The sequence below is a fragment of the Thiomicrorhabdus cannonii genome, from assembly GCF_013391695.1.
Taxonomy (GTDB): domain Bacteria; phylum Pseudomonadota; class Gammaproteobacteria; order Thiomicrospirales; family Thiomicrospiraceae; genus Thiomicrorhabdus; species Thiomicrorhabdus cannonii.
Map to the genome: position 1 here is coordinate 68,220 of NZ_JACBGH010000008.1, position 22,161 is coordinate 90,380.

Consider the following 22,161-nt stretch of genomic DNA (forward strand, 5'->3'; position numbering starts at 1 on the left):
TGTGTCTGAGTCACAGGGCAGTAAGCCAAATGTCAGTAAAGAGATTATCGAGCGTCTGAAGGCGCTGGATGATTTGCCGCATTTTCCTGAAGCTTTGATGAAGCTGGAGCGCCTTTTGGCGGGTGACGGTGATGTGCATATTGATGATATTGTCCAGCTGATTGCGATGGATCCGCGCTTGGTTGCCGGCTTGATTGGTGTGGTGAATACCGCCAAGTATTACATGGGGCGGGAAATCACCGAGTTGGAAGAGGCGGTCACGCGCATAGGGACTCAAGAGGTCCGCATGATGGCGCACGCCATCAACTATAAGACGACCTTTAAAAGAAAGCCTCCTTTTAGCGAAAAACACTTTTTGAAAAACTCGTTGTTGGCCGCCTTTGTAGCCCAGACGTTGGCGAAAGTGGTGCATGTGAACCCCGGTGAGGCTTTTCTGGGCGGGTTAATGCGCGACTTGGGAATTTATCTGTTGGCGGTTGAAGATCGTGACAAGTACATCGAGGTGATGCGCGAGACGGACTACAATATCGCACTTTTACCTGCCGCTGAAACGAAGGTGTATGGTACGAATCACGCCATGATGAGTGCGCGTTTATTGCAGCAGTGGAAGTTCCCGCAGGGGGTTATCATGGGGGTGGCCAACCATCACTCGCCGGAGAGGGCGGATGAGCGCTTCAAGGATTTTGCCTATCTTATCTATATGGCCGAGGATGGTGCATTTCGTCTCGGGATGGAAAACGGCGTAGCGGACTTGAGTGACGAAGATCGTGAACAGTTGCCCGAAGGGGTGCTGAATGCCTTGGATTATTTTGGCATGACAGCGGATAGTTATGAAGAGTTGCTGCAGAAAGCCTATCAAACTGCCGAACAGGCCGGCATGATCTAGCGATGTTCGATTAACGATGTGCAGAAAACCCACCCGGCCTGGTGGGTTTTTTATTGACGCTGAAAAAGCTATCGACACGATAGCGCAATTTAATCAATGTAAGCTTTACATGCGAAGATAAGAAAATGCTAAAATAGACAGATTATTTTCAAACTGTACACTGAAAGAGAAGAAATTCATGCCAATCATTACCTTACCTGACGGTTCAACCAAATCATTTGATGGCGCAGTCTCAGTCATGCAAGTGGCTGAAAGCATCGGTACGGGGCTGGCAAAAGCCACGGTGGCCGGGCGCGTCAACGGCGAATTGAAAGACGCGTGTGATTTGATCACGACGGATGCTTCTCTGGAAATCGTCACGCTTAAAGACGCTGACGGTGTACATATCATGCGTCACTCCTGCGCGCACCTGTTGGGGCACGCCCTAAAGCAGCTTTATCCGAATGTGAAAATGGCCATCGGTCCGGTCATTGAAAACGGCTTCTATTATGACATCGACATGGAAACCAAAATCGGTCCGGATGATCTGTTGGTCATCGAAAAGCGTATGCAGGAACTGGCCAAAACCAAATATAACGTTATCAAGAAGATGACGCCGCGCAGCGAGGCCATCGAAATCTTCCAGTCGCGCGGTGAAGACTACAAATTGGAACTGATTGCCGATTTGCCGACGGAAACCGAATTCGGTTTTTACCACCATGAAGAATATATCGACATGTGTCGCGGTCCGCATGTGCCGAACATGGGCTTTATCAAAGCGTTTAAGTTGACGCATGTTGCCGGTGCCTACTGGCGTGGTGATTCCAAGAACAAGATGCTGCAGCGTATTTACGGTGTGGCGTTCGCCAGCAAGGAAGAGTTGGCCGACTATCTGAAAATGATGGAAGAGGCCGAGAAGCGTGACCACCGCAAGCTTGGACGTCAGTTGGATCTTTTCCATGTGGAAGACCTAGCGCCGGGTATGGCTTTCTGGCACCCGAAAGGCACCACGCTGTACCGTATTGTCGAAGATTACATGCGCCAGCAGTTGGTGTTGAACGACTATGAAGAGATCCGCACGCCGCTGATTATGGACCGTGTGTTGTGGGAGAAATCCGGGCACTGGGACAAGTTCAAGGACAATATGTTCACCACGGAAACCGAAAACCGCGACTATGCGGTCAAGCCGATGAACTGTCCGGGGCATATTCAGGTCTACAACCGTCAGCTGCATTCGTACCGCGATTTGCCGGTGCGTATTGCCGAGTTCGGTTTGGTGCACCGTAATGAGCCTTCCGGTACCTTGCACGGTTTGATGCGTGTGCGTTCCTTTACACAGGATGATGCACACATCTTCTGTACCCAGGAGCAGATTCAGGACGAAGTGCAGGCGTGTATCGATCTGGTCTTCCAAACCTATGCGGACTTCGGTTTTGACAATATCGCCGTGAAATTCTCCACGCGTCCTGAAAAACGCGTCGGTTCGGATGAAGTTTGGGATCTGGCGGAAACCGCTCTGGAGAACACCTTGAAAAATGCCGGACTAAGCTATGAGTTGCAGCCGGGCGAAGGAGCGTTCTACGGTCCTAAGATCGAGTTCCAGTTGAAAGATTGTATCGGCCGTGTCTGGCAGTGCGGCACCATCCAGTTGGATTTCTCGATGACACAAGCCGAGCGTTTGAACGCGGTGTATGTGGGTGCCGATAACGAGAAACACCATCCGGTGATGATCCACCGCGCCATCTTGGGTTCATTGGAGCGCTTTGTCGGTATTCTGGTTGAACACTATGAAGGCAAGTTCCCGACCTGGTTGGCTCCGGTGCAAATTGTGATTGCATCGATTGCCGAAGTCCACAATGAATATGTGGGCGATTTCGCTAAAAAATTGAAAAAACACGGGTTTAGAGTCGAAACTGACTTGAGAAATGAGAAGGTTGGGTTTAAAATTCGCGAACACACTATGCAGCGTGTGCCATATATTCTGGTCGTAGGCGATCAGGAAATGCAAGATGGCACCGTCAATGTGCGTGCCCGCGGTGGTAACAACCTTGGCAGCTTCGATTTTGATGAATTCCTGAACCTGTTGAATGACGATATCGCTAACTTGGGTCGCATTGTCGAAGCCTAGTCTGTTTTTTTGTAATTGGAGGGTATTACCATCGCAGTGAGAAAACCAGGTGGCAGCCGTGGGGCTCGTCCACAACAACCTGAAGCACCAAAAGATAGAATTAATGAAGCCATTACTTCTCCGGAAGTGCGTTTGATTGATGCAGAGGGGGAACAGCTGGGTGTTGTTCCGATTAAGCAAGCGCTACAAGCTGCGATGGAAGCAGAACTCGATCTGGTTGAGATTTCTGCAAAATCCGTGCCGCCGGTGTGCCGGATCATGGATTACGGTAAATTCCTTTACCAACAACAGAAAAAACAGCACGAAGCCAAGAAAAACCAGAAGCAAGTGCAGGTTAAAGAAGTTAAGTTTCGCCCAGGAACTGAGGAGGGAGATTATCAGGTCAAACTACGCAACCTGATGAAATTCCTAGAGAAGGGAGATCGCGTCAAGGTAACCATTTGGTTCCGTGGTCGTGAAATCACCCACAAGGAACTGGGATTGAAAGTGCTGGAGCGCATTAAGGACGATGTTCAAGAGGTGGGAACCGTTGAACAGATGCCTAAGATGGAAGGCCGTCAGATGCAAATGATGGTGGCTCCGGCAAAAAAAGGTAGGTAATCCCAAACGATTACTGCCATTACAACGACTGGGACGTTTTGCAATAAACCGCAATGCGTTACCGGTGCAGCTCCCTCAGTGCTGTTAGTTGTTCCTAGTAAGGCCCCGCAAGGAGAAATTCAAACGGGGTTAAGTAAGAAAATGAAGTGTGCTCTGAACGAAATGAAAATTTCAAATCCAACAGGGTGAACACTTAAATGCGGAGTTGGATTCAATGCCAAAAATTAAAACAAACAGTAGTGCTGCCAAGCGCTTCAAAAAAACCGGTTCAGGCCGTTTTAAGTGCAAACAATCTCACCTACGTCACATCCTGACCAAAAAGTCGACTAAGCGTAAGCGTCAGTTGCGTGCTCCAAACATGATCCATGATCATGATGTAGCAATGGTTCGTCGTATGTTGCCTTACGTATAAGGGAGATTGAGAAATGGCAAGAGTTAAACGTGGTGTCATCGCTCGTCGTCGACACAATAAAGTTCTAAAAGCAGCTAAAGGTTACTATGGCATGCGACGCAAGGTTTTCCGCGTTGCTCGTCAAGCGGTAATCAAAGCAGGTCAATATGCTTACCGTGACCGTCGTCAGCGTAAGCGTCAATTCCGTCGCCTATGGATCGCGCGTATCAACGCTGCGGCTCGTATGAACGGTATGACATACAGCCGTTTGATCGATGGCATGAACAAAGCAGGTATTGCGGTTGACCGTAAAGTGCTTTCTGACATCGCTATCCATGATATGGCGGCATTTGCTGCCATCGCTGAAAAGGCGAAAGCGGCTCTGGTGTAACAGCTAGCGTTGTGTTGCCGGCTTCCAGTCGGCAATGACCCATAGATAGGGGGCATGAGTTAGAAACTTAACTTTTGTCCCCTATTTTTTTTGACCCGTTTTATGGGTTCAAAAGGTTATAAAACAGGCTATTTGGCACCTCAAGACGGCTAAAAGTAACTTGTTTTATAACCGTTTTTAAGTCGCTTAAAAACTCAACAGGCCGGGTAGGCGGGTTGATTCAGGCGCACTCCACTTATTCTTAATCGATTTAAGGCATTGTGAATATGCAACAAAAACTTCAAGAGATTATCGCCCAAGCGCAAGCGGCCATTGATGCGGTCAGCGAACTGGCGCAACTGGATGAACTGCGCGTGCAGTATCTGGGCAAAAAAGGTCAGCTAACCGAAATCATGAAAACCCTGGGGCAGCTTTCTGCCGAAGAGCGCCCGAAAGTCGGTCAATGGATTAACGATGCCAAGCAAGCGGTGCAAGGCTTGCTGTCAGGCAAGAAAAACGAACTTGAAGGCGCCAAGTTGGCCAAACAGCTGGCGGAAGAGACCGTGGATGTGACCTTGCCGGGGCGAGGTGTCGATTTGGGTGGTCTGCATCCGGTGACGCGCACGTTGCGCCGTATTGAAACGCTGTTCTCCAAGGCGGGCTTTGCGGTTGAAACCGGCCCGGAAATCGAGGACGACTGGCATAACTTTGAAGCCTTGAATATTCCTGAAACCCACCCGGCGCGTGCGATGCACGATACTTTCTATATCAACGAAAACACGGTGCTGCGTACCCATACGTCCGGCGTGCAGATCCGCACCATGGAGAACAAAGAGCCGCCGATGCGCATTATCGCACCGGGTCGCGTTTACCGTTGCGATTCCGACCAGACCCATACGCCGATGTTCCATCAGGTGGAAGGCTTGATTATCGAGAAAGATGCCAGTTTCGCGCAGTTGCGTGCGCTGATTATCGAATTTTTGCGTGAGTTCTTTGAAGACGAAAATCTCAAAGTGCGTTTCCGTCCTTCGTATTTCCCGTTTACCGAGCCGTCCGCGGAAGTCGATATTGCCACCAATCTGTTCGGCGAAGGCCGTTGGATTGAGGTATTGGGCTGCGGCATGGTGCATCCGAATGTGTTGAAAAACGTCGGAGTCGATCCGGACGAATATACCGGTTTGGCGTTTGGTTTGGGCGTAGAACGCTTGGCGATGTTGCGCTACAACGTCAAAGATTTACGCCAGTTCTTCGAGAACGATCTGCGTTTCCTGAAGCAATTTAACTAATCCTTCCGGGTGAGAACAAGAGTATGAAATTTAGCGAAAATTGGTTAAGAGAGTGGTGCAATCCGGAGTGGGACACCCATACCTTATCTGAGTCTTTGAGTCTGGCCGGTTTGGAAGTGGATGATATGGAAGCCGTTGCCGGTGAGTTCAGCAATGTGGTTGTCGGGCAAGTGGTGTCGTTCGAAAAGCATCCCGATGCCGACAAGTTGAATGTCACCCAGGTAGATGTGGGTGAAGACGAGCTGTTGCAGATTGTCTGTGGTGCAAGAAACGTTGTTGCCGGCATGAAAGCCTGCTGCGCCAAGGTCGGCGCGGTGTTGCCGGGCGATTTCAAAATCAAAAAGGCCAAATTGCGCGGCGTGCCCTCCAACGGCATGTTGTGCGGCGCGAGCGAATTAGGCTTGCCGGATGACGGCGTGGACGGCTTGCATGTGTTGCCGGCGGATGCGCCGATTGGCATGGATGTCCGCGAATACCTGCAGTTGAACGACAGCATTATCGATGTGGATCTGACGCCCAACCGCGCCGACTGTTTGAGTGTGGAAGGGATTGCCCGCGATGTCGCGGCGATCAGTGGCGCTGAACTCAAACAACCTTTTGCAGCGGCGCAATTGACGCATCAGGGAGCCTGCCCGGTTGCGGTTAAGGTGGAAAATACCCCGGCCTGTCCAAAATATCTGGGCTGTGTGGTTACCGGTTTTGATGCGCAGGCCAAAACCCCTTTATGGATGGTGCAGAAACTGCAGCGCGGCGGTGTGCGTTCCTTGAGTCTGGTGGTCGATATCACCAACTATGTGTTACTGGAATTGGGTCAGCCGATGCACGCGTTCGATCTGAACAAGCTGCAAGGTGCGGTGCAGGTGCGGCAAGCCAACGCCGGCGAAAAACTGGTGACACTGGATGAGAAAGAACTGACGCTGAATGCCGATACGCTGGTGATTGCCGACGATTCGGGTGCGATTGCATTGGCGGGGATTATGGGGGGCCTGTCCACTTCGGTGACCGACGAAACCACCGCGATCTTTTTTGAGTGCGCGCATTTTGCGCCTTTGGCGATCGTCGGTAAGGCGCGCCAATACGGTTTGCATACCGATTCGTCGCACCGTTTTGAGCGAGGGGTCGACCCGATGCTGCCGGAACGCGCGCTGAACCGTGCGTTGCAACTGTTTACCGAGATTGCCGGCGGTCAGATCAGCGAAATCCAGCGTGTCGTCGATGAAGCTCATTTGGCGAAACCTGCCGTCATCAATCTGCGTCGCGAAACCATCGGCAAACGTCTTGGTTTGCAGCTTGCAGATACGGAAGTGGAAACGATTTTCAAACGTCTGGGATTCGGTTGCGAAGCCAATGCCAACGGCTGGACGGTGACCGCGTCGACGTTCCGTTTTGATATGGCCATCGAGGTTGATCTGATCGAAGAGTTGGGGCGCGTTTACGGTTACAACAATCTGCCGGAAACGCCGCTGTCAGCGCCGATGACGTTGAACGAACTGCCGGAGTCGGAGCAGGAGTTGCATGTGCTTAAAAATGCACTGGTGCAACGCGGTTATAACGAAGTGGTGACCTACAGTTTTGTGGACGAAGCCAAGCAGCAGTTATTGGCGCCTGATCTGCCGTATGTGTTGCTGAAGAACCCGATTTCGGATGACATGAAGGCGATGCGCACCACGCTGTTCCCTGGCTTGTTGCAGACGATCGCATACAACCAGAACCGCCAGCAGTCGCGTGTGCGTATTTTTGAAAGCGGCTTGGTGTTCTTTAAAAACGATACCGATCCGACCGGTGCGACGCAAATCCCGATGTTGGGTGGTGCGATGGTCGGCGGTGTAGCCGATTCCGGTTGGGATGAAATCTCCCGCAAAGCGGATTTCTTTGATCTGAAAGGCGATGTCGAAACCTTGTTGCGCATGAGCCATCAGTTGGGCAAAATCCGATTTGAAGCTTGCAGCAACCCGGCTTTGCATCCCGGGCAATCGGCTGCGTTGGTCAAAGACGGCAAAGAAGTCGGCGTGATCGGTAAATTGCATCCGCAACTGGTCAAGGCGATGGGCGTGAGCGGCGATGTGTTTATGTTCCAAATCCGTCAGGATGCGCTGATGACCATGGAAGTGCCTGCGGCCAAGGCGATCTCCAAGTTCCCCGAGGTACAGCGCGATTTGGCCTTTGTGGTTGATGAAGCGGTCGCGGTGCAGCAGTTGCTGGATGCGGTGACGGCGGTCGAGTCGGACATTCTGCAATCGGTGGAGATTTTCGATATCTACCGCGGTCAAGGGATTGAAGCGGATCAGAAGAGTATCGCCATCACCTTGAAAATGCAGCACATCGAACGCACATTGCAGGACGAAGAAGTCGAGGCGTTGGTCGCCCAGGTATTGGCATCCGCCAAGACAGCGGTGAATGCGGTGTTGCGTTAAAGCGGCGCGGTTACGGATTTAAGTAAACAATAACAAAAAACGATAATTTAAGATAATTAAGGGATAACCAAAATGACTCTTACAAAAGCGGAGATTGCGGAATCTTTATCTGAGACGTTTGGGTTTAACAAGCGCGAGTCCAAAGATCTTGTGGAGCAGTTTTACGACCAGATCAGCGAAGTGCTGATTTCCGGTGAGCAGATCAAACTATCGGGTTTTGGTAATTTTGAACTGCGTGACAAGTCTTCACGTCCTGGCCGTAACCCAAGAACGGGGGAAGATGTTCCTATTTCGGCACGAAGAGTGGTAACATTTAAGCCTGGTCAAAAATTGCGTGCGCAAATCGATAACCATGCCGAAGCCTAATTCGCCACAAGACGTTCAGATTGAGATTGAACTGCCCGATAAAAAATACTTCACCATTGGTGAAGTCGCGGAGCTGTGCGACCTCAAGTCGCATGTGTTGCGCTATTGGGAGCAGGTGTTTCCGCAGTTGGAACCCAGCAAACGCAGCGGGCGTCGCTATTATCAGCGCAATGATGTCGAGTTGATTCTGGAGATCAAGAGTCTGCTGCATCATCAGGGATTCACCATCCCCGGTGCCAAGGCGCGTCTGGCGCAAAACCGCGCCGTGCCTAAAGCCGAAGAGTTGCCGCAGGAAAAACGCGGCGCTTTGGAGCAGCTGCAAAGTCTTAAATCGCAGTTGCAGTCATTCAGAAATCATATCAAGACGCGTTATTAAGCGCGTTGCCGTAAGGCCTACAAACCTAAACGGTTTTTTCGCATCCTTTCAGAAATAACATGATGGCTTGATTCAAAGCCGTTTCCAGTTCTTGTTCCGCAAGCGATTCGCCAAACAGCGCCCGTAACACAAAAGGGCCTTTTATCATTTCCAAAAACTGTTGTGCCGCCAATTCGGCATTGAGTAGCTCGATGCGCTGCGCCTTCATTTGCTTTTCCAGATAACGCGCCAATACCCTGATGGCGGTTTGCGGGCCGTGTCTGTAAAAAATCTTTTGAATCTCGCCCTGATCCAGGTTGTTTTCGCTGACCACCAGCCGGTAGATGGCCACCCCGTCGGCAGAGAGTGCGATATGCTGCAGCGTGTGCCCAAAGGTATAGAGGCTTTTCGCCATATCGTCGCTCCACAGGGCGTCATCGTCGAAAGGAGCGAAAATCTCCTGGGATTTCTTTTTGAAAACCGCTTCAAACAGGCCCAATTTGTTGCCGAACTGGCGGTAAAGCGTGCCCAGAGAACCGCCGGCCTGGCGCACGATTTCATTAACGCTGGTGGCCGCATAACCGTTTTGCAGGAAAGCGCGTTCGGCGACTTCAAGCAGTTTCTGCTGGCGCGCGAGGCCGCGTTTGGTCAGAAGGACGGGAGAGGAGGCGGTTGGTGGCATAGTAACTCGGATGTGACCTAAGGTGAATTGTTCCAGAAAGTTAAAAACACTTTTGCGGAATTATAACCTAAATAGACGCCTAAAACCCGCTTGCCAAAAGTGTAATGTATGCTACACTTTGTTGTCATTATTTTATTTTTTGAGGTTTTGTTATGCGCCGCACATCCTGTCTGAAAATAACCGTTGGCTGTTTAGGGCTTTGCGCCGCTCTGTGGATGCCGGTCGCTTTTGCCGCCGATAAAACTCAACAGGCCGGCTCGCAGGCGCAGCAGGCCATGCCGGTACAGGTGCAGTCAGTCGTCCAGAGCAATCGTATGCTGTTCGCGACCTATCCCGGCCGTGTACAGGCCTTCCAACGGGTTGAGGTTTATGCGCGGGTTGCCGGTATTTTGCAGTCCAAGTTTTATGAAGACGGTCAGCGCGTCAACGCCGGCCAGCTGCTTTACAAGATCGACGATCGCCGCTACCGCGCCGCGGTGAGCCAGGCCAAGGCGCAGCTGCAAAAAGAGCAGGCCAATCTCAATCAGATGCAGCGTGAATATGAACGCATCAGCGGGTTGTCGCGCGGCACTGCGATCAGTGAACAGGATGTGGATTTGGCGCTGGCCAATCTGGAGCAGGCCAAAGCCAGCCGTGCCGCCGCCGAAGCGGCGGTGGAGAATGCGTTGATCGACCTGGATTACACCGAGGTGAAAGCCGAAATCGAGGGGATTACCGGCATCAAGCAACAGGATGTGGGCAACTGGGTGGGCAGCGATCAGCAAAACGCCGTGTTGACGACCATTACCCAGCTCGACCCGGTTTATGTGAGTTTTGCCTTGCCGGATAGCGAGCGCAAACAGCAGCAGCGCCTGGCGGCGGCAGGCAAACTCAAACTGCAGCCGATTGGCGAATGGCAGGCCGAAGTGCTTGACGATACCGATCAGGTCATCGCGCGCGGCAAAATGGATTTTGTTGACAGTGGGATCGATGCCAAAACCGGCAGTGTCGAAGCGCGCGCCAAGTTCGACAATCCGCAGCAGCGTCTGATGCCGGGTGAGTTTGTGCGTTTGCGTGTGTCGGTCGGCGAGCGTTTGCACGTGTTTGAAATTCCGCAGAAGGCGGTGATGCAAGTCGGCCATCAGGCGTTTGTGTATGTGGTCAAAGACGGCAAGGCGGTGTTGGTACCGATTGTCTTGGCGGCCCAGCAAGGTGAAAACTGGCTAGTGGAATCGGGCTTGCAGGAGGGCGATCAAGTGATAGTGGCGAACCTCATCAAACTGCGTCCCAACACGCCGGTGCAGGTGATGACAAACGCGGCGCACGCCGAACCCAAACCGTAATTTGCCATTGCTGAGGAAAAGTCATGTTATCTAAGTTTTTTATTGACCGCCCGGTAATGGCCACCGTGTTTTCGGTGATTGTCATTATTGCCGGTTATCTGGGGATGAAGTCGTTGCCTATTTCCGAGTATCCGGAAATTGTACCGCCGCAGGTGCAAGTCACGGCAACCTATCCGGGCGCGAGTGCCGAAACCATTGCCGATACGGTGGCCGCGCCGCTGGAGCAGGCAATCAACGGCATCGACAATATGCTTTATATTAACAGTACCACTTCGTCCTCCGGCACGCTGACGCTGACCGTGACCTTTGACATCGGTACGGATGTCGATCAGGCCAATATCAACGTCAACAACAAGGTGCAGGGCGCCTTAAACCGCTTGCCGGCGGAAGTGCAGCAGTTGGGAGTGCAGGTCAATAAGAAGTCGGCCAGCATTTTGAAGGTGATTGCGCTGTATTCGGCGGACGGTTCGCAAAATGCGGTGTTTTTGGCCAACTACGGTTTGATCAATATTCTTGATGAATTGGCGCGGATTCCCGGCGTGGGCGAGGTGCGTCAGTTCGGTGCCAAGGATTACTCCATGCGCATCTGGCTTGATCCGAACAAGCTCGCCAAATACGGCCTGACACCCAACGACATCGCACAGGCAATTCAGGCGCAGAACTCGCAGTTTGCCGCCGGACGTTTCGGTCAGGAGCCGATGGACAAGCCGCAGGCCTTCACCTATACGGTGACCACCGAAGGGCGTTTGTCGGATGTCGGCCAGTTTGAAAACATTATCCTGCGTGCTGAATCCAATGGCGCGCTATTACGCCTCAAAGATGTGGCACGTGTTGAATTGGGCGCGCAGGCCTATAACTTCAGCGCCACCTTCGACGGCAAGCCGACCGTGCCGATGGGGGTGTTTTTGCAGCCGGGCGCCAATGCGCTGGAAACGGCCAAGCTGATCGACGCCAAAATGGCAGAGCTGGCGAGTAAGTTTCCGCAAGGCGTGAACTATGCCGTGCCCTACGACACCAGCGAGTTTGTGGAAATCTCCATCGATAAGGTGATTTACACGCTGTTGGAAGCGCTAGTGCTGGTGGTGTTGGTGGTGTTCCTGTTTCTGCAGAATTTCCGCGCGACCATTATCCCGCTATTGGCCATTCCGGTATCGATTGTCGGCACCTTTGCCGGCATGTATCTGCTGGGCTTCTCGATCAACCAGCTGACGCTGTTCGGGATGATTCTGGCAATCGGTATCGTGGTGGATGATGCGATTATCGTGGTCGAGAACGTCGAGCGTATTATGCGCACCGAACATAAAAACCCGCGCGAGGCGACCTTGCAGGCCATGAGCGAGATTACCGGGCCGATTATCGCTATTGTCTTGGTATTGGCCGCGGTATTCATTCCGGTGGCGTTTATCAGCGGGCTGACCGGTGAGATGTATAAGCAGTTTGCGATTACCATCGTCATTTCCGTGACCATCTCCGGTATTGTCGCGTTAACGCTGACGCCGGCTTTGTGCGCCAATATGCTCAAAGACGGTCATTTGGAACCCAGTGGCCTGTTCGGCGGCTTCAACCGTCTTTTTGCGGCCATGACCTCCGGTTTTACCGCCGGCGTGCGCACCGTCATGCGTTACAGTCTGATCAGTGTGCTGCTGTTCGGCGGCCTGTTGGTTATTACCTATCAAACCCTGAATGGCCTGCCAAAGAGTCTGGTGCCGCAAGAGGACAAAGGCACGCTGTTTGCGTTGAGCTATCTGCCGGCGGCCTCTTCTTTGTCGCGCACCGAGGCGGTACGTGATCAGGTCAGTCAGACATTGTTGGCGCATCCGGGCGTGGAGCACGCCATCGCCTTTGCCGGCTTCGATCTGCAGACCTTTACCAATAAAACCGACTCCGGTGTGGCATTTGTCAAACTCAAACACTGGGACGAGCGCCAGTCGCCGGAGTTGCACTCGCAGGCGATTGTCGGGCAGCTGTTCGGACAGTTCATGGTGATTCCGGATGCCTTCAGCATCCCCATCGGTATGCCGACCATTATGGGCATGAGTATGACCGGCGGTTTTGAGGCGTATCTGCAAAACCGCAACGGCACCGGTTCGCAGGCATTGAGCCAGGTCGTCGATGAATTCATTGCCAAGGCGAGTCAGCGTCCGGAATTACAGCAGGTACGTACCACTTTCTCCACCAAAGTGCCGCAGTATCAGGCGATTCTGGATCGGGAAAAGGCGCAGTCCATGCAGGTTTCCGCCAAAGAGGTCTTTGCCGCCATGCAGGCGACTTTCGGCAGCCTGTATGTAAACGACTTCAACCTCTATGGGCGCACCTACAAAGTCAATCTGCAGTCCGAAGCGGCGTTCCGTGAGAAGCCGGAGGATCTGTCGCAGGTGTTTGTACGCGCCGATGGCGGTGAGATGATCCCGCTGAGCAGTCTGGTTAAGTTCGAGCGCATGACCGGTGCCGATGTGGTTGACCGTTTCAATCTTTTCCCGGCAGCCAAGTTGATGGGCGAACCCGCTCCGGGTTACAGCTCGGGGCAGGCGATCGCCGCATTTGAGCAAGTGGCGGCCGAAGTGTTGCCCGAAGGCTATACGCTCGGCTGGATTGGCGAAGCCTATCAGCAGAAGCAATCGGCGAGTGCGGGCAATCAGGCGTTTCTGTTCGGTCTGCTGTTTGTGTTTCTGATTCTGGCGGCTCAATACGAGCGCTGGGCGATTCCGCTGGCGGTGGTCACGGCCGTGCCGTTTGCGGTGTTGGGCGCCTCGTTGGCGGTGATGCTGGCCGGTTTGAGCAACGATATCTACTTCGAACTCGGCCTTTTGACGCTGATCGGCTTGTCAGCCAAAAACGCCATTCTGATTGTCGAGGTGGCGATGCAGAAACATAGACATGGCATGGAACTGGCGCAGGCGGCGGAAGAGGCGGTGCGTCTGCGTTTCCGTCCGATTGTGATGACCTCGTTGGCGTTTACGATTGCGGCCGTGCCGTTGATGTTAAGCGAAGGCGCGGGTGCCGCCGCGCGCGTTTCGGTGGGCACCGGTCTGGTGGGCGGGATGCTTTTTGCGACCATTCTGGCGCCGCTGTTTGTGCCGATGTTCTTCCGCTGGATTGCGGCCTTTTCCGAAAGATTCGGCCAAAAAACGGCGAAAAAAGCCGTTTAAAAACTCAACAGGCCGGGTGTGCCGGACGCTTTCTTGAAGAACGTCTGCAAAAAAACACCCGGCCTGCTTGATTTATAGGGCAAACTCCCTATAATTCTTGTTTCTATTTATCGGGGTGTAGCGCAGCTTGGTAGCGCACTTGACTGGGGGTCAAGTGGTCGCAGGTTCAAATCCTGTCACTCCGACCATTTCTTGCTTTTCTCGTTTTCCCTTTCATATTTTTCAATGTTAAGATACCGCGCTGAATGTTTCAGTGAAGGTAGAACGCATGCTATTTGAATTACAACCGATCGATCCCAAAGTGTATCGCGCAAAAACGCGCCGTTCCACGTTGATCATTATGGCGATGTTTATCGTCATCGGCTTTATCTCTGCCGACCGTTTTGTGGCTTGGTTCGGTGAATATTCCAACAATCTGATTGTGCTGAATTTCATCGGGGCGTTTTTTGGACTGGTGCTGACGGGGTTTATCGTCAAGTGGTTCTTCAAGGACAAGCCGTGGATGGCCGAGGCGATGTACGGCTGGCGCTTGAAGCGCAATCTGATGCATGTCACCAATCGCCTGCGCGCCGTGCAGGAAGCGGTGGCGCGGGGCGATGTGGAGGCGATGAAAATTCTGCGTTTCTACCATCTTGGGTTGGAGCAGATGCACCGTCTGGAAGACAACAGCCACGCGCTGATCGAACTGTCGGCCGACAAGCGCGCGCTGGAAAAACAGCTCGAAGCCTCGCAGGTTGATTTGCAGCAGACCCGTTTTGACCCGCAGTGGCTGGAGCCGTATCCGCTCACCAAAGAGCACTGAACTCTATTAAATCTGCTGCAAACTGCGCTTGAGCTGCTGCGGCGACTGGCGCAGGTAACGTTGCTGGGTGAGCAGGCCGATAACAAGCAACAGGCCAATCCCGCTCAACAGGCTCATCAGCCACAGACCGGGTGACCAGATCCAGTCGGTTTTGAGCACCAACTGGCTCAGAAGACCGCTGGCAATCTGCGCCAGCACCGCGGCCAGCAGGCCGGCCAAACCGCCCAACAGTACAAATTCCACCAAGCCGATTTTAATGATCTCACGATTGCCGGCTCCCAAAGTGCGCAGCAACAGCCAGCTCTGCACGCGGCCTTGCTGGCTCGCCAAAATGGCGGTGAACACCACCACCAGACTCGCCAGCAAGGTAAAACCGTAGAGCGCGGATACCGCCCAGGTCGCCTGCGTCATAATCTCCTGAATTTGTCCGATGACCCGGCGCACGTCGATCAGCAATACGCCGGGCGTCTGTTGCGCCAGTTTCGCGGTCAGGGATTCGGCGCGTCCGTCACTCTCCGGCAGATGGAAATTGCCGATATAGGAGAGCGGCAGTGGGCGATCCGCCACCGGTTCCACAATAAAGAAAAAGTTCAGACGGAAGCTCTGCCACTCCACGGTACGCAGGCTGGTGACCTGATAATCCCAGCGTTGTCCGGAAAAATTGAAGCTGAGGGTATCGCCGAGTTGAATGCCGAACAGCTCGGCAATGCCGGCCTCCACCGAAACCTCCGGCAGTTGGGATGGTCGGTGAATGCGCGCCGTAATCACATTGTAGGCTGGGGGCGCGTCCAACACGGCGATATTGGCTTCGCGCTGCAACAGGCGGCGCGCACGCGGCGTATCGAGCGTGTCGGGGTCAAACGCCGTACCGTTCACCGCAACCAGACGTCCGCGCGCCATCGGCAGCAGATCGGGGGTCAGAGCGTTATCGGCCAGAATCCGTGCGACCTGCGCTTTCTGATCGGGCTGGATATTCATCACAAAGGTATTGGGCGTGTCTTGGGGAAGGGTGGCCTGCCAGGTTTGCAACAGATCCTGGCGCACGAACGTCATCAGCATCAGGATAAACAACACCAATCCCAGAGAAATCACCTGGATTTTGACCAGGCCGGGTTCTTTGAGCAGGCTTGAAAGTCCGATGCGCAGCCAGCCGCGGCTTTGGCCTTGCCAGAGGCGCATGATTCTCAACAGGCCGGCTGCACTGAGATAAAGCAGGGTGCTGCCAACGATCAGACCTGCCACAATCCACAGCACCCGCTCCACGCCGAGCATCAGGCTAATCAACAGCAGTAATAGCCCGAAACTTAAGAGCCAGTGTCTGCCCTGCGGCATGGCGGCGGGAGCCTTGAGCAGATAGGTGGTGGAAGCGTGCAGGGCCTGCTGAAAGGCCTGCCAGGCAAAACTCCACAAGACCAATATGCCGCTGCCGATGCCGAGCAGCAGCGCACTCCAGGGCGAAACCGTCACTAGCGGATGAAAAAAATCGGCCAGCAGCGGACTCAGCGCCTTAAACAGCATCAAGCCCAGCAGGCTGCCGAGCAGGCTGCTCCAAAACGCCAGCAGACCCAGTTGCAGGGCGAACAGGCGGCGCAGCTGCACATTGCCTGCACCGAGCGCACGCAGCAGCGCCAGGCTGCTCTGCCAGCGGCTCAGGTAAAACCGGCTGGCAATCAGAATCGACAGGCCGGCAACCAGCACAGCGGTGAGCGCCGCCAAATCCAGAAACAGCCAGGCGGTATCCAAGGTTTTCTGCAGGTCTTCATTCGGCGCGGTGGCGCTGATAATCTGCCATTCCGGCTTGTGTTGCTGTTCGAGCCGCGCGGCAAAGCGTTTGATGGTCTGCGCATCACCGGCCAGTTGCAGCTCATAGGTCACGCGGCTTCCCGGACCGAGCAGGCCGGTTTGGTTGAGGAAGGCGGCCGGAATCAGCACCGTCGGGGCAAAGCCGTTCATCGGCGAAAAGCCCTGCTGCAAACGCACGCTGCCGCCAATTTTGACATTCAGCGTGCCGAGCGTCAGGGTGCTGTGTTGCGTGAGCGGCAGCAGCGCCGGCAGTTTTTCGTCTATCCAGGCCAGAGGCGCGGCGTTGTTGAAGGGGGTAAACGGCAGAGCGTCGCTCTGTTGCAGGGTGCCGCGCAACGGAAAGTTATTTTCGACGGCTTTGAGTTGCACCAGTTGAAAATGCGCCTCCTGCTGTGCGTCCTGCGTGAGCGCCATGGTCACCAGCGTGGTGCTTTGTGAGGTTTGCAAGCCCAATTTTTCGGCTTGGGTGCGCCAATTATTCTCAACAGGCCGGGTGCTGCGCAGTACCAGATCGGCCCCCAGCGCATTGGCGGCCTGGCGCAGCATGCTCTGTTGCACGGTTTCGCTGAGTTGTTTGACCAGGGTGACGCTGCTGGCGGCGATGATAATCGCCAGCATCAGCCACAGCCATTCGCCTTTTTTAAGTGCGCGCCACAGCCAGCGATGGGCGATCAATAGGTCAGAGCGCAAGGTTGGCATGGCCGGCCTCTCGGGTGGTAGCAAGCGGTTGCAGCTGGCCGTGCAGCAGTTGCAGGGTGTGGCTGCATTGGCGGGCAAACTCGCGGTCGTGGGTGACCAGCACCAAGGTGGTTTGTTCGCTGCGATTCAGTTCAAACAGCAGCTGCTGAATTTGTTGCGCGGTTTCTTCATCGAGATTGCCGGTGGGTTCGTCGGCAAACAGAATTTTGGGACGGGTGACAAAGGCGCGCGCGATGGCCACACGCTGCTGCTCGCCGCCGGAGAGTTCGCCCGGCAGATGATGGGCGCGATGCGCCAGACCCACCTGTTGCAACGCTTCCAAGGCGCGGTCTTTGGCGTTGTCCATCTGAAACAGTTCCAGCGGCATCAGGATGTTTTCCAGCGCGGTCATGCTCGGCATGAGCTGAAAGTTCTGAAAGATAAAACCGACCTGCCGTGCCCGCACGCGGGCCCGTTCGTCCTCTGAAAGGGCTTCCAGCGATTGGCCGAGCAGGCGGATATGCCCGGAGGTCGGTTTTTCCAATCCGGCCATCAACGCCAGCAGGGTGGATTTGCCGGAACCCGAACGGCCGATGATGGCGACACTCTCATGCGGCTGGACAGTGAGCGAACAGCCTTTTAAGATAGCAATGGCGTCGGACGACGCGGGCTTAGTCGGAGTGATTTCTTGATGCATGGAAACGCGATAATGCACATCTTGCAGTTCAATAACGGGTTGTTGCGCCGCCGCAAGCGTGGCATCAGGCTGCTTTACCGGATTCATAGTCTGGTCTTTGTGTTGTTAATGGGGTTAGGGTCTAGTGTAGCCTTAGCCGCCGGGCAAGTCACCCCACAGCAGACGGTTTTGGTTCACGGCGACAGTTTAAGCGCCGCCTACGGCATGGAGGAAGAGGCCGGCTGGGTGGCGTTGTTGCAACAGCAGCAGCCTGATTTAAAGGTGGTCAACACCAGTCTCAGCGGTGAAACCACTTCCGGCGGCAAGCAGCGTCTGCCGGCGTTAATGGAGCAGTTCCGGCCGCAACTGCTGGTGCTCGAACTGGGCGCCAACGATGCCTTGCGCGGCCAGAACCTGAAGGCGACCGAGGCCAACTTGCAGGCGATGATCGACCTGTGCCATAACGCCGCCTGGGGCTGCCGCGCTGTATTATTGGGGGTGCGCCTGCCGACCAATTATGGCGTGGCCTACGACCAGCTTTTTCAGCGCATGTATGCACGCTTGGCAGAACGCAACCAGTTGCCGTTTGATCCGTTTTTTATCGAGGATGCGGCACTTGATCCCGATTTAATGCAGTGGGATGGATTGCATCCCACTGCCAACGCGCAGCCGCTGATTCTGAAACGGGCCTGGCGGTTGATTCAACCGCTGCTGCCCGCCGAAAGAGGTTAAGCGTAAGCCGCTTCAATCGGTAGTTGGTTGGCCGCCTCGAGAATCTGGAAGTGCTCGACGGACTGTTCCAGCTGGCGCACCTGCTCGATGATCGAGGCTGAGGTCGTGGCAATCTCTTCGACCAGACTGGCGTTTTGCTGGGTGGCGTCGTCGATTTTATTGAGCGCCTGACTCACCTCCTGAATGCCGTGGGTCTGTAGATTGAGACTGCTGTGCATGTCGGCGACCATCGTCGAAACCTGTTCGATGGCCTGGGTGTTTTCGAGGAAGTTCTGCGCGGTCAGTTCGCTGAGTTTCAACCCTTCCTCGACTTTTTGCTGGCTGCTTTGCGACACGCTGCGAATCTGTTTTGCCGCATCGGCAGAACGCTGGGCAAGCGCGCGCACCTCGGTGGCGACCACCGCAAAGCCGCGGCCGGCTTCGCCCGCTCTGGCGGCCTCCACCGCGGCATTGAGCGCCAGCAGATTGGTTTGGAAGGCGATGCTGTCAATCAAATCGGTCATGCCGGCAATTTGTACGGTGGCGGCGGAGATCTCCTGCATTGACTGTTTCATCTGTTGTACTATCAAGGCGCTCTTGTCGAGCGTCTGTTTGACGCTGCTGCTGACCTGATTGGCTTCACCGGCCTGATGCAGCGATTGCAGCACGGACTGCGCCATCTGCTCCATATGCTGGGCGGTGGTTTGCAGCGCGATGGCCTGGTCTTGAACGCGCTGGTTGAGGTCCTGATTGCCCTGGCTGATCTCTTCTACACCGCTGACGGCTTCGATCGAGGCGCGTTTTACCGCGTGCAGCATACCGCTGATGCTATTGGCCATTTTGTCCATATTGCCTTTTAATTCATTGAGTTTTCCGGAGAACTGAATGTCGCTGTTAAAGGCGAAATTGCCTTGTTGGTAGTGGTCCAGAATATGGGTTTTGACCTCGATGGCGCGCTCCAGTTCTTCCAATGAGCGGTTCAGATAATCTTTCATGTCCTGATAGTCGCCGGGCAGCGACAGTTGGATGCGTTGGCTGAAATCGCCCTGGCTCATATCGCGCATGACGTTGACGATGGCTTCCACCGAGTGTTTTTGCATGTCGATGGCCTGTTGCAGGTTGTGCATGACCTGATAAAAATCCCCCTGCAAGTTGTCCGTTTTCAATTGGGTCTGCAGGTGGCCCTGCGCAAGATCCTCACTGGCCTGATTGAGCGCGGCAAAGGTTTCCTGGATGCGTTGCAGGCTGGCGTTGAATTCCGCCTTGAGCTGGGCGAGGTCGCCGGCATAGTCGCCTTCGATGCGCGCTTGCAGATCGCCTTTGGAGAGAGCCTGGCTGGTTTGGTGAATCTCGCGGATGGCGTTGACGACGGTCTGTAACAGATATTGAACGCTGTTGGAGATGTCGCTGAGTTCATTGCGTCCTTTGAGCGGCGTCCAGTGTTGATAGGTGCCGTTGCGGGCGATGTCGATCATCTGGGCTTTCATGTCGGAAAGCGGTTGGGTGATGGAGCGGATCAGCGTGGTGTTCATCAGCAGCATAAACAGCAGGGCGACGGCGCCGATGGCGGTGATTTGCAGGGTGTTGCTCTGGCTCAAATCCCCGAGGTTCTGCACCTGCTGCAGCGTCTGCTGTTTGGTTTGGGTGGCGGCCAACTGCATAATCTGATTGGCGTTTTGTGTCAGTTCGGTGACCGTCGTGTTGTTCTGTGCGGCGGTCTGGATGAAATCCTTCAGGTCATTGAACGACTCCACAAAACCTTCCCAGCCGCTGACCAGTTCGGAATAGGTTTCCTTGTTTTCGAAATCGCCGGCATAGCGTTCATCCAGCCGGGCAAACAGCGCATCGCTGCTGTCGCCCAGACCTTGCGTGTTGAACTGCTCTTTCAGGCTGAGGTCATGGGTCGAAATCATTTTGATCAAGGTGAACTGCGAGCTGTTGAGGCGTTGCAGAATCTCTTTTAACGCCTCCTGCAGCTCGGCATCCGCTGTCGTCTCTTTGAGGGTTTTGATGTTGTCCTGCATTTTTTCGGAACTGGGTTGAATGCCGTAGTGCAGGGTTTCTTCGATTTGCTGTTTCAGGAACACTGCGGAGTTGGCCGATTTTTTCAGATTGGTCAGCAGTTCGTCCATTTTTTCGACCGGGTTTTGGTCTTCCCCGAGGTTAGCCGGGCTGAGCGTCTGAGATTCGAGATTGAAAGTTTTCAGGCTGTCCATTTGCGTGTTGAAGGTTTGCCCGGCCTGTTTGTTCAGCGTCAGGGTGTAGTCGTTCATGGTCAGCAGGGTGTCGGCAAACAGCGTTTGAAATCGCTCGATTTGCGCCACTTGGGTTTGCTGGATATTTTCCAGGGTGGCGGCGCTTTTACCGACATCCTGCATGGCCAATCTGGCCGACAGGGCTAAAAGTGTCAGAAAAAGCAGCCCGATCAAAAGATTGAGCCATAAACGTTTCTGGATAGAGAGGTTGTTTAGCAATCGCATACCGGTTAACCGTCAGTAAAAGGGAAGGAGTTGCGATTTTAGAATCTGTATATGACAATTAGATTAACCTTAGTATGGGTAAGTAAACTTCAGTATTCGTTTGCAATGGCTCTGCAATAGCATTCAGGATTTACGCGAAGTGGCCGTAATAGATGGTGTGTGGCGATTTATTTAATGCACTTTTCCTTTATAATTTCAGCAATTGATTTAGAAATTTCAGACCTGTATGCAAGACAAATTACGAAAGGCCATGGAGGCGATTCGCGGCATCAAGATTCCCGAATTGCCCGAAGAGGTATTGCTGCTTGAAAAAGAGCTGAAAAGCAAATTTGCCAATATCGTCACGGTGGCCGAAATCATCGAGAAAAACACGACGCTGTCGGGTGAGTTGATGCGTCTGGTGAATTCGCGGGTCATGAACCTGAAAACCCCTTGCAACTCCATCCGTGATGCGGTCAATGTGCTGGGTTTGGACAATATCTACCATCTGGTGGTGGCGTCGGCCATTAAAAACCTTTTCAGCCAGAAGGGGCTGTTCAAGGACATTATGGACCACAGCGTGGATGTGGCTTTCTGTATGGCCGATATTTCCGAATGGGTCGCCGAGGTGACGCGTGACGAGGCGTATATGCTGGGATTGTTCCATAACGCCGGGGCCTTGTTGCTCGCTTCGAAAAACGAAGAGCGTTATGCGCCCTTGTTCAGCAATTCCATGTCGTTGCCGATTTCGATCATTGCCAAAGAAGAAAAAACATACGACACCAACCATGCGATGGTCGGTGTGCTGGTCGCCAAAAAATGGCGCCTGCCGGTGGATATGATCAATGCGATCATGCTGCACCACAACGAGTCATGCAGTCGCATCAGCAACGATCGCGTGCGCGCCATGGTGGCGATGATCAAGATCGCCAATGCGATCGTGTCGGAGATTTCATTGGGGGCCTATCGCGGTGACGAGATGCGCCGTTACGAAAAAGACGGCGTGCAGGAACTGCTGATTCCGTCGGAGGCGATCAAAGAGATCCGTACCGCTTTGATGTCGTACAACTTTAAAGACTAAGAACTTTAAAGATCAATGCCGTT

The 22,161-nt window shown here is 53.8% G+C and carries 18 protein-coding genes and 1 tRNA gene; 15 read left to right on the forward strand and 4 right to left on the reverse strand.

Annotated features, from left to right (window positions below; all coding sequences use genetic code 11):
• Position 1 precedes the first annotated feature (1 nt).
• From HZ297_RS09275 to HZ297_RS09315, 9 genes are all read left to right on the forward strand, one after another.
• The gene (locus HZ297_RS09275) at positions 2-886 is read left to right on the forward strand and encodes an HDOD domain-containing protein (protein ID WP_178863067.1); all 885 of its coding nucleotides are present in this window, start codon (positions 2-4) and stop codon (positions 884-886) included.
• Positions 887-1,064: 178 nt separating this feature from the next.
• The gene (gene thrS / locus HZ297_RS09280; protein ID WP_178863069.1) at positions 1,065-2,993 is read left to right on the forward strand and encodes a threonine--tRNA ligase; all 1,929 of its coding nucleotides are present in this window, start codon (positions 1,065-1,067) and stop codon (positions 2,991-2,993) included.
• 36 nt (positions 2,994-3,029) lie between these two features.
• Positions 3,030-3,593 carry a translation initiation factor IF-3 gene (infC, locus tag HZ297_RS09285; RefSeq protein ID WP_343034803.1) on the forward strand — a complete coding sequence of 188 codons (564 nt, stop codon included), beginning with the start codon at positions 3,030-3,032 and terminating at the stop codon, positions 3,591-3,593.
• A gap of 214 nt (positions 3,594-3,807) precedes the next feature.
• Positions 3,808-4,005, forward strand: coding sequence for a 50S ribosomal protein L35 (rpmI, locus tag HZ297_RS09290; RefSeq protein WP_178863073.1), 198 nt, complete (start codon positions 3,808-3,810; stop codon positions 4,003-4,005).
• 13 nt (positions 4,006-4,018) lie between these two features.
• On the forward strand, positions 4,019-4,375 hold the full coding sequence (gene rplT / locus HZ297_RS09295) for a 50S ribosomal protein L20 (RefSeq protein ID WP_178863075.1): 357 nt from the start codon (positions 4,019-4,021) through the stop codon (positions 4,373-4,375).
• A 266-nt stretch (positions 4,376-4,641) separates the two neighbouring features.
• Positions 4,642-5,640, forward strand: a complete 999-nt coding sequence (pheS, locus tag HZ297_RS09300; protein WP_178863078.1) for a phenylalanine--tRNA ligase subunit alpha — start codon at positions 4,642-4,644, stop codon at positions 5,638-5,640.
• Positions 5,641-5,663: 23 nt separating this feature from the next.
• Entirely contained in the window at positions 5,664-8,054 is a 2,391-nt protein-coding gene (gene pheT / locus HZ297_RS09305) for a phenylalanine--tRNA ligase subunit beta (protein WP_178863080.1), read from the forward strand.
• A gap of 72 nt (positions 8,055-8,126) precedes the next feature.
• A complete protein-coding gene (locus tag HZ297_RS09310; RefSeq protein ID WP_178863082.1) occupies positions 8,127-8,420 on the forward strand; it encodes an integration host factor subunit alpha in 294 nt (97 codons plus the stop codon).
• Positions 8,407-8,796, forward strand: coding sequence for a MerR family transcriptional regulator (locus tag HZ297_RS09315; RefSeq protein ID WP_178863084.1), 390 nt, complete (start codon positions 8,407-8,409; stop codon positions 8,794-8,796). The genes HZ297_RS09310 and HZ297_RS09315 overlap by 14 nt, the downstream gene beginning before the upstream one ends.
• A 25-nt stretch (positions 8,797-8,821) precedes the next feature.
• On the opposite strand, the gene HZ297_RS09320 is transcribed toward HZ297_RS09315, so the two are convergent.
• Positions 8,822-9,457, reverse strand: a complete 636-nt coding sequence (locus tag HZ297_RS09320) for a TetR/AcrR family transcriptional regulator (protein WP_178863086.1) — start codon at positions 9,455-9,457, stop codon at positions 8,822-8,824.
• Positions 9,458-9,609: 152 nt separating this feature from the next.
• Between HZ297_RS09320 and HZ297_RS09325 the strand changes: the two genes are divergently transcribed.
• The 4 genes from HZ297_RS09325 (at position 9,610) to HZ297_RS09340 (ending at position 14,730) form a co-directional block, all read left to right on the forward strand.
• Complete coding sequence (locus HZ297_RS09325) at positions 9,610-10,779, forward strand: efflux RND transporter periplasmic adaptor subunit (protein ID WP_178863088.1); 1,170 nt, start codon at positions 9,610-9,612, stop codon at positions 10,777-10,779.
• Positions 10,780-10,802: 23 nt separating this feature from the next.
• Positions 10,803-13,928 (forward strand): efflux RND transporter permease subunit, encoded by a 3,126-nt coding sequence (locus HZ297_RS09330; protein ID WP_178863089.1) that lies wholly within the window; start codon positions 10,803-10,805, stop codon positions 13,926-13,928.
• Positions 13,929-14,039: 111 nt separating this feature from the next.
• A tRNA-Pro gene (locus tag HZ297_RS09335) sits at positions 14,040-14,116 on the forward strand.
• Between the two features lie 80 nt (positions 14,117-14,196).
• The gene (locus HZ297_RS09340; RefSeq protein ID WP_178863091.1) at positions 14,197-14,730 is read left to right on the forward strand and encodes a DUF3087 family protein; all 534 of its coding nucleotides are present in this window, start codon (positions 14,197-14,199) and stop codon (positions 14,728-14,730) included.
• A gap of 6 nt (positions 14,731-14,736) precedes the next feature.
• Here HZ297_RS09340 and HZ297_RS09345 read toward each other — a convergent pair whose 3' ends face one another.
• Together HZ297_RS09345 and HZ297_RS09350 are read right to left on the reverse strand one after the other, a co-directional pair.
• Positions 14,737-17,232, reverse strand: a complete 2,496-nt coding sequence (locus tag HZ297_RS09345; protein WP_178863093.1) for an ABC transporter permease — start codon at positions 17,230-17,232, stop codon at positions 14,737-14,739.
• Positions 17,213-17,995 (reverse strand): ABC transporter ATP-binding protein, encoded by a 783-nt coding sequence (locus HZ297_RS09350; RefSeq protein ID WP_246261845.1) that lies wholly within the window; start codon positions 17,993-17,995, stop codon positions 17,213-17,215. Before HZ297_RS09350 ends, HZ297_RS09345 begins: the two co-directional genes overlap by 20 nt.
• A 21-nt stretch (positions 17,996-18,016) precedes the next feature.
• On the opposite strand from HZ297_RS09350, the gene HZ297_RS09355 reads away from it, so the two are divergent.
• On the forward strand, positions 18,017-18,619 hold the full coding sequence (locus HZ297_RS09355) for an arylesterase (protein ID WP_246261847.1): 603 nt from the start codon (positions 18,017-18,019) through the stop codon (positions 18,617-18,619).
• On the opposite strand, the gene HZ297_RS09360 is transcribed toward HZ297_RS09355, so the two are convergent.
• Complete coding sequence (locus HZ297_RS09360) at positions 18,616-21,078, reverse strand: methyl-accepting chemotaxis protein (RefSeq protein ID WP_178863099.1); 2,463 nt, start codon at positions 21,076-21,078, stop codon at positions 18,616-18,618. The genes HZ297_RS09355 and HZ297_RS09360 overlap by 4 nt on opposite strands.
• A gap of 226 nt (positions 21,079-21,304) precedes the next feature.
• Here HZ297_RS09360 and HZ297_RS09365 point away from each other — a divergent pair, with 226 nt between their 5' ends.
• Positions 21,305-22,138, forward strand: coding sequence for an HDOD domain-containing protein (locus tag HZ297_RS09365; protein ID WP_178863101.1), 834 nt, complete (start codon positions 21,305-21,307; stop codon positions 22,136-22,138).
• Positions 22,139-22,161: the final 23 nt, after the last annotated feature.

Bases quoted from the DNA above. Each gene is read 5' to 3' on its own strand.
- pheT (WP_178863080.1), top strand. From the start codon at position 5,664: ATGAAATTTAGCGAAAATTGGTTAAGAGAGTGGTGCAATCCGGAGTGG.
- HZ297_RS09340 (WP_178863091.1), top strand. From the start codon at position 14,197: ATGCTATTTGAATTACAACCGATCGATCCCAAAGTGTATCGCGCAAAA.
- HZ297_RS09315 (WP_178863084.1), top strand. From the start codon at position 8,407: ATGCCGAAGCCTAATTCGCCACAAGACGTTCAGATTGAGATTGAACTG.
- HZ297_RS09350 (WP_246261845.1), bottom strand. From the start codon at position 17,995: ATGAATCCGGTAAAGCAGCCTGATGCCACGCTTGCGGCGGCGCAACAA.
- HZ297_RS09360 (WP_178863099.1), bottom strand. From the start codon at position 21,078: ATGCGATTGCTAAACAACCTCTCTATCCAGAAACGTTTATGGCTCAAT.
- HZ297_RS09320 (WP_178863086.1), bottom strand. From the start codon at position 9,457: ATGCCACCAACCGCCTCCTCTCCCGTCCTTCTGACCAAACGCGGCCTC.
- HZ297_RS09330 (WP_178863089.1), top strand. From the start codon at position 10,803: ATGTTATCTAAGTTTTTTATTGACCGCCCGGTAATGGCCACCGTGTTT.
- HZ297_RS09345 (WP_178863093.1), bottom strand. From the start codon at position 17,232: ATGCCAACCTTGCGCTCTGACCTATTGATCGCCCATCGCTGGCTGTGG.
- pheS (WP_178863078.1), top strand. From the start codon at position 4,642: ATGCAACAAAAACTTCAAGAGATTATCGCCCAAGCGCAAGCGGCCATT.
- rpmI (WP_178863073.1), top strand. From the start codon at position 3,808: ATGCCAAAAATTAAAACAAACAGTAGTGCTGCCAAGCGCTTCAAAAAA.
- HZ297_RS09310 (WP_178863082.1), top strand. From the start codon at position 8,127: ATGACTCTTACAAAAGCGGAGATTGCGGAATCTTTATCTGAGACGTTT.
- HZ297_RS09325 (WP_178863088.1), top strand. From the start codon at position 9,610: ATGCGCCGCACATCCTGTCTGAAAATAACCGTTGGCTGTTTAGGGCTT.
- thrS (WP_178863069.1), top strand. From the start codon at position 1,065: ATGCCAATCATTACCTTACCTGACGGTTCAACCAAATCATTTGATGGC.
- HZ297_RS09365 (WP_178863101.1), top strand. From the start codon at position 21,305: ATGCAAGACAAATTACGAAAGGCCATGGAGGCGATTCGCGGCATCAAG.
- rplT (WP_178863075.1), top strand. From the start codon at position 4,019: ATGGCAAGAGTTAAACGTGGTGTCATCGCTCGTCGTCGACACAATAAA.
- HZ297_RS09355 (WP_246261847.1), top strand. From the start codon at position 18,017: ATGGGGTTAGGGTCTAGTGTAGCCTTAGCCGCCGGGCAAGTCACCCCA.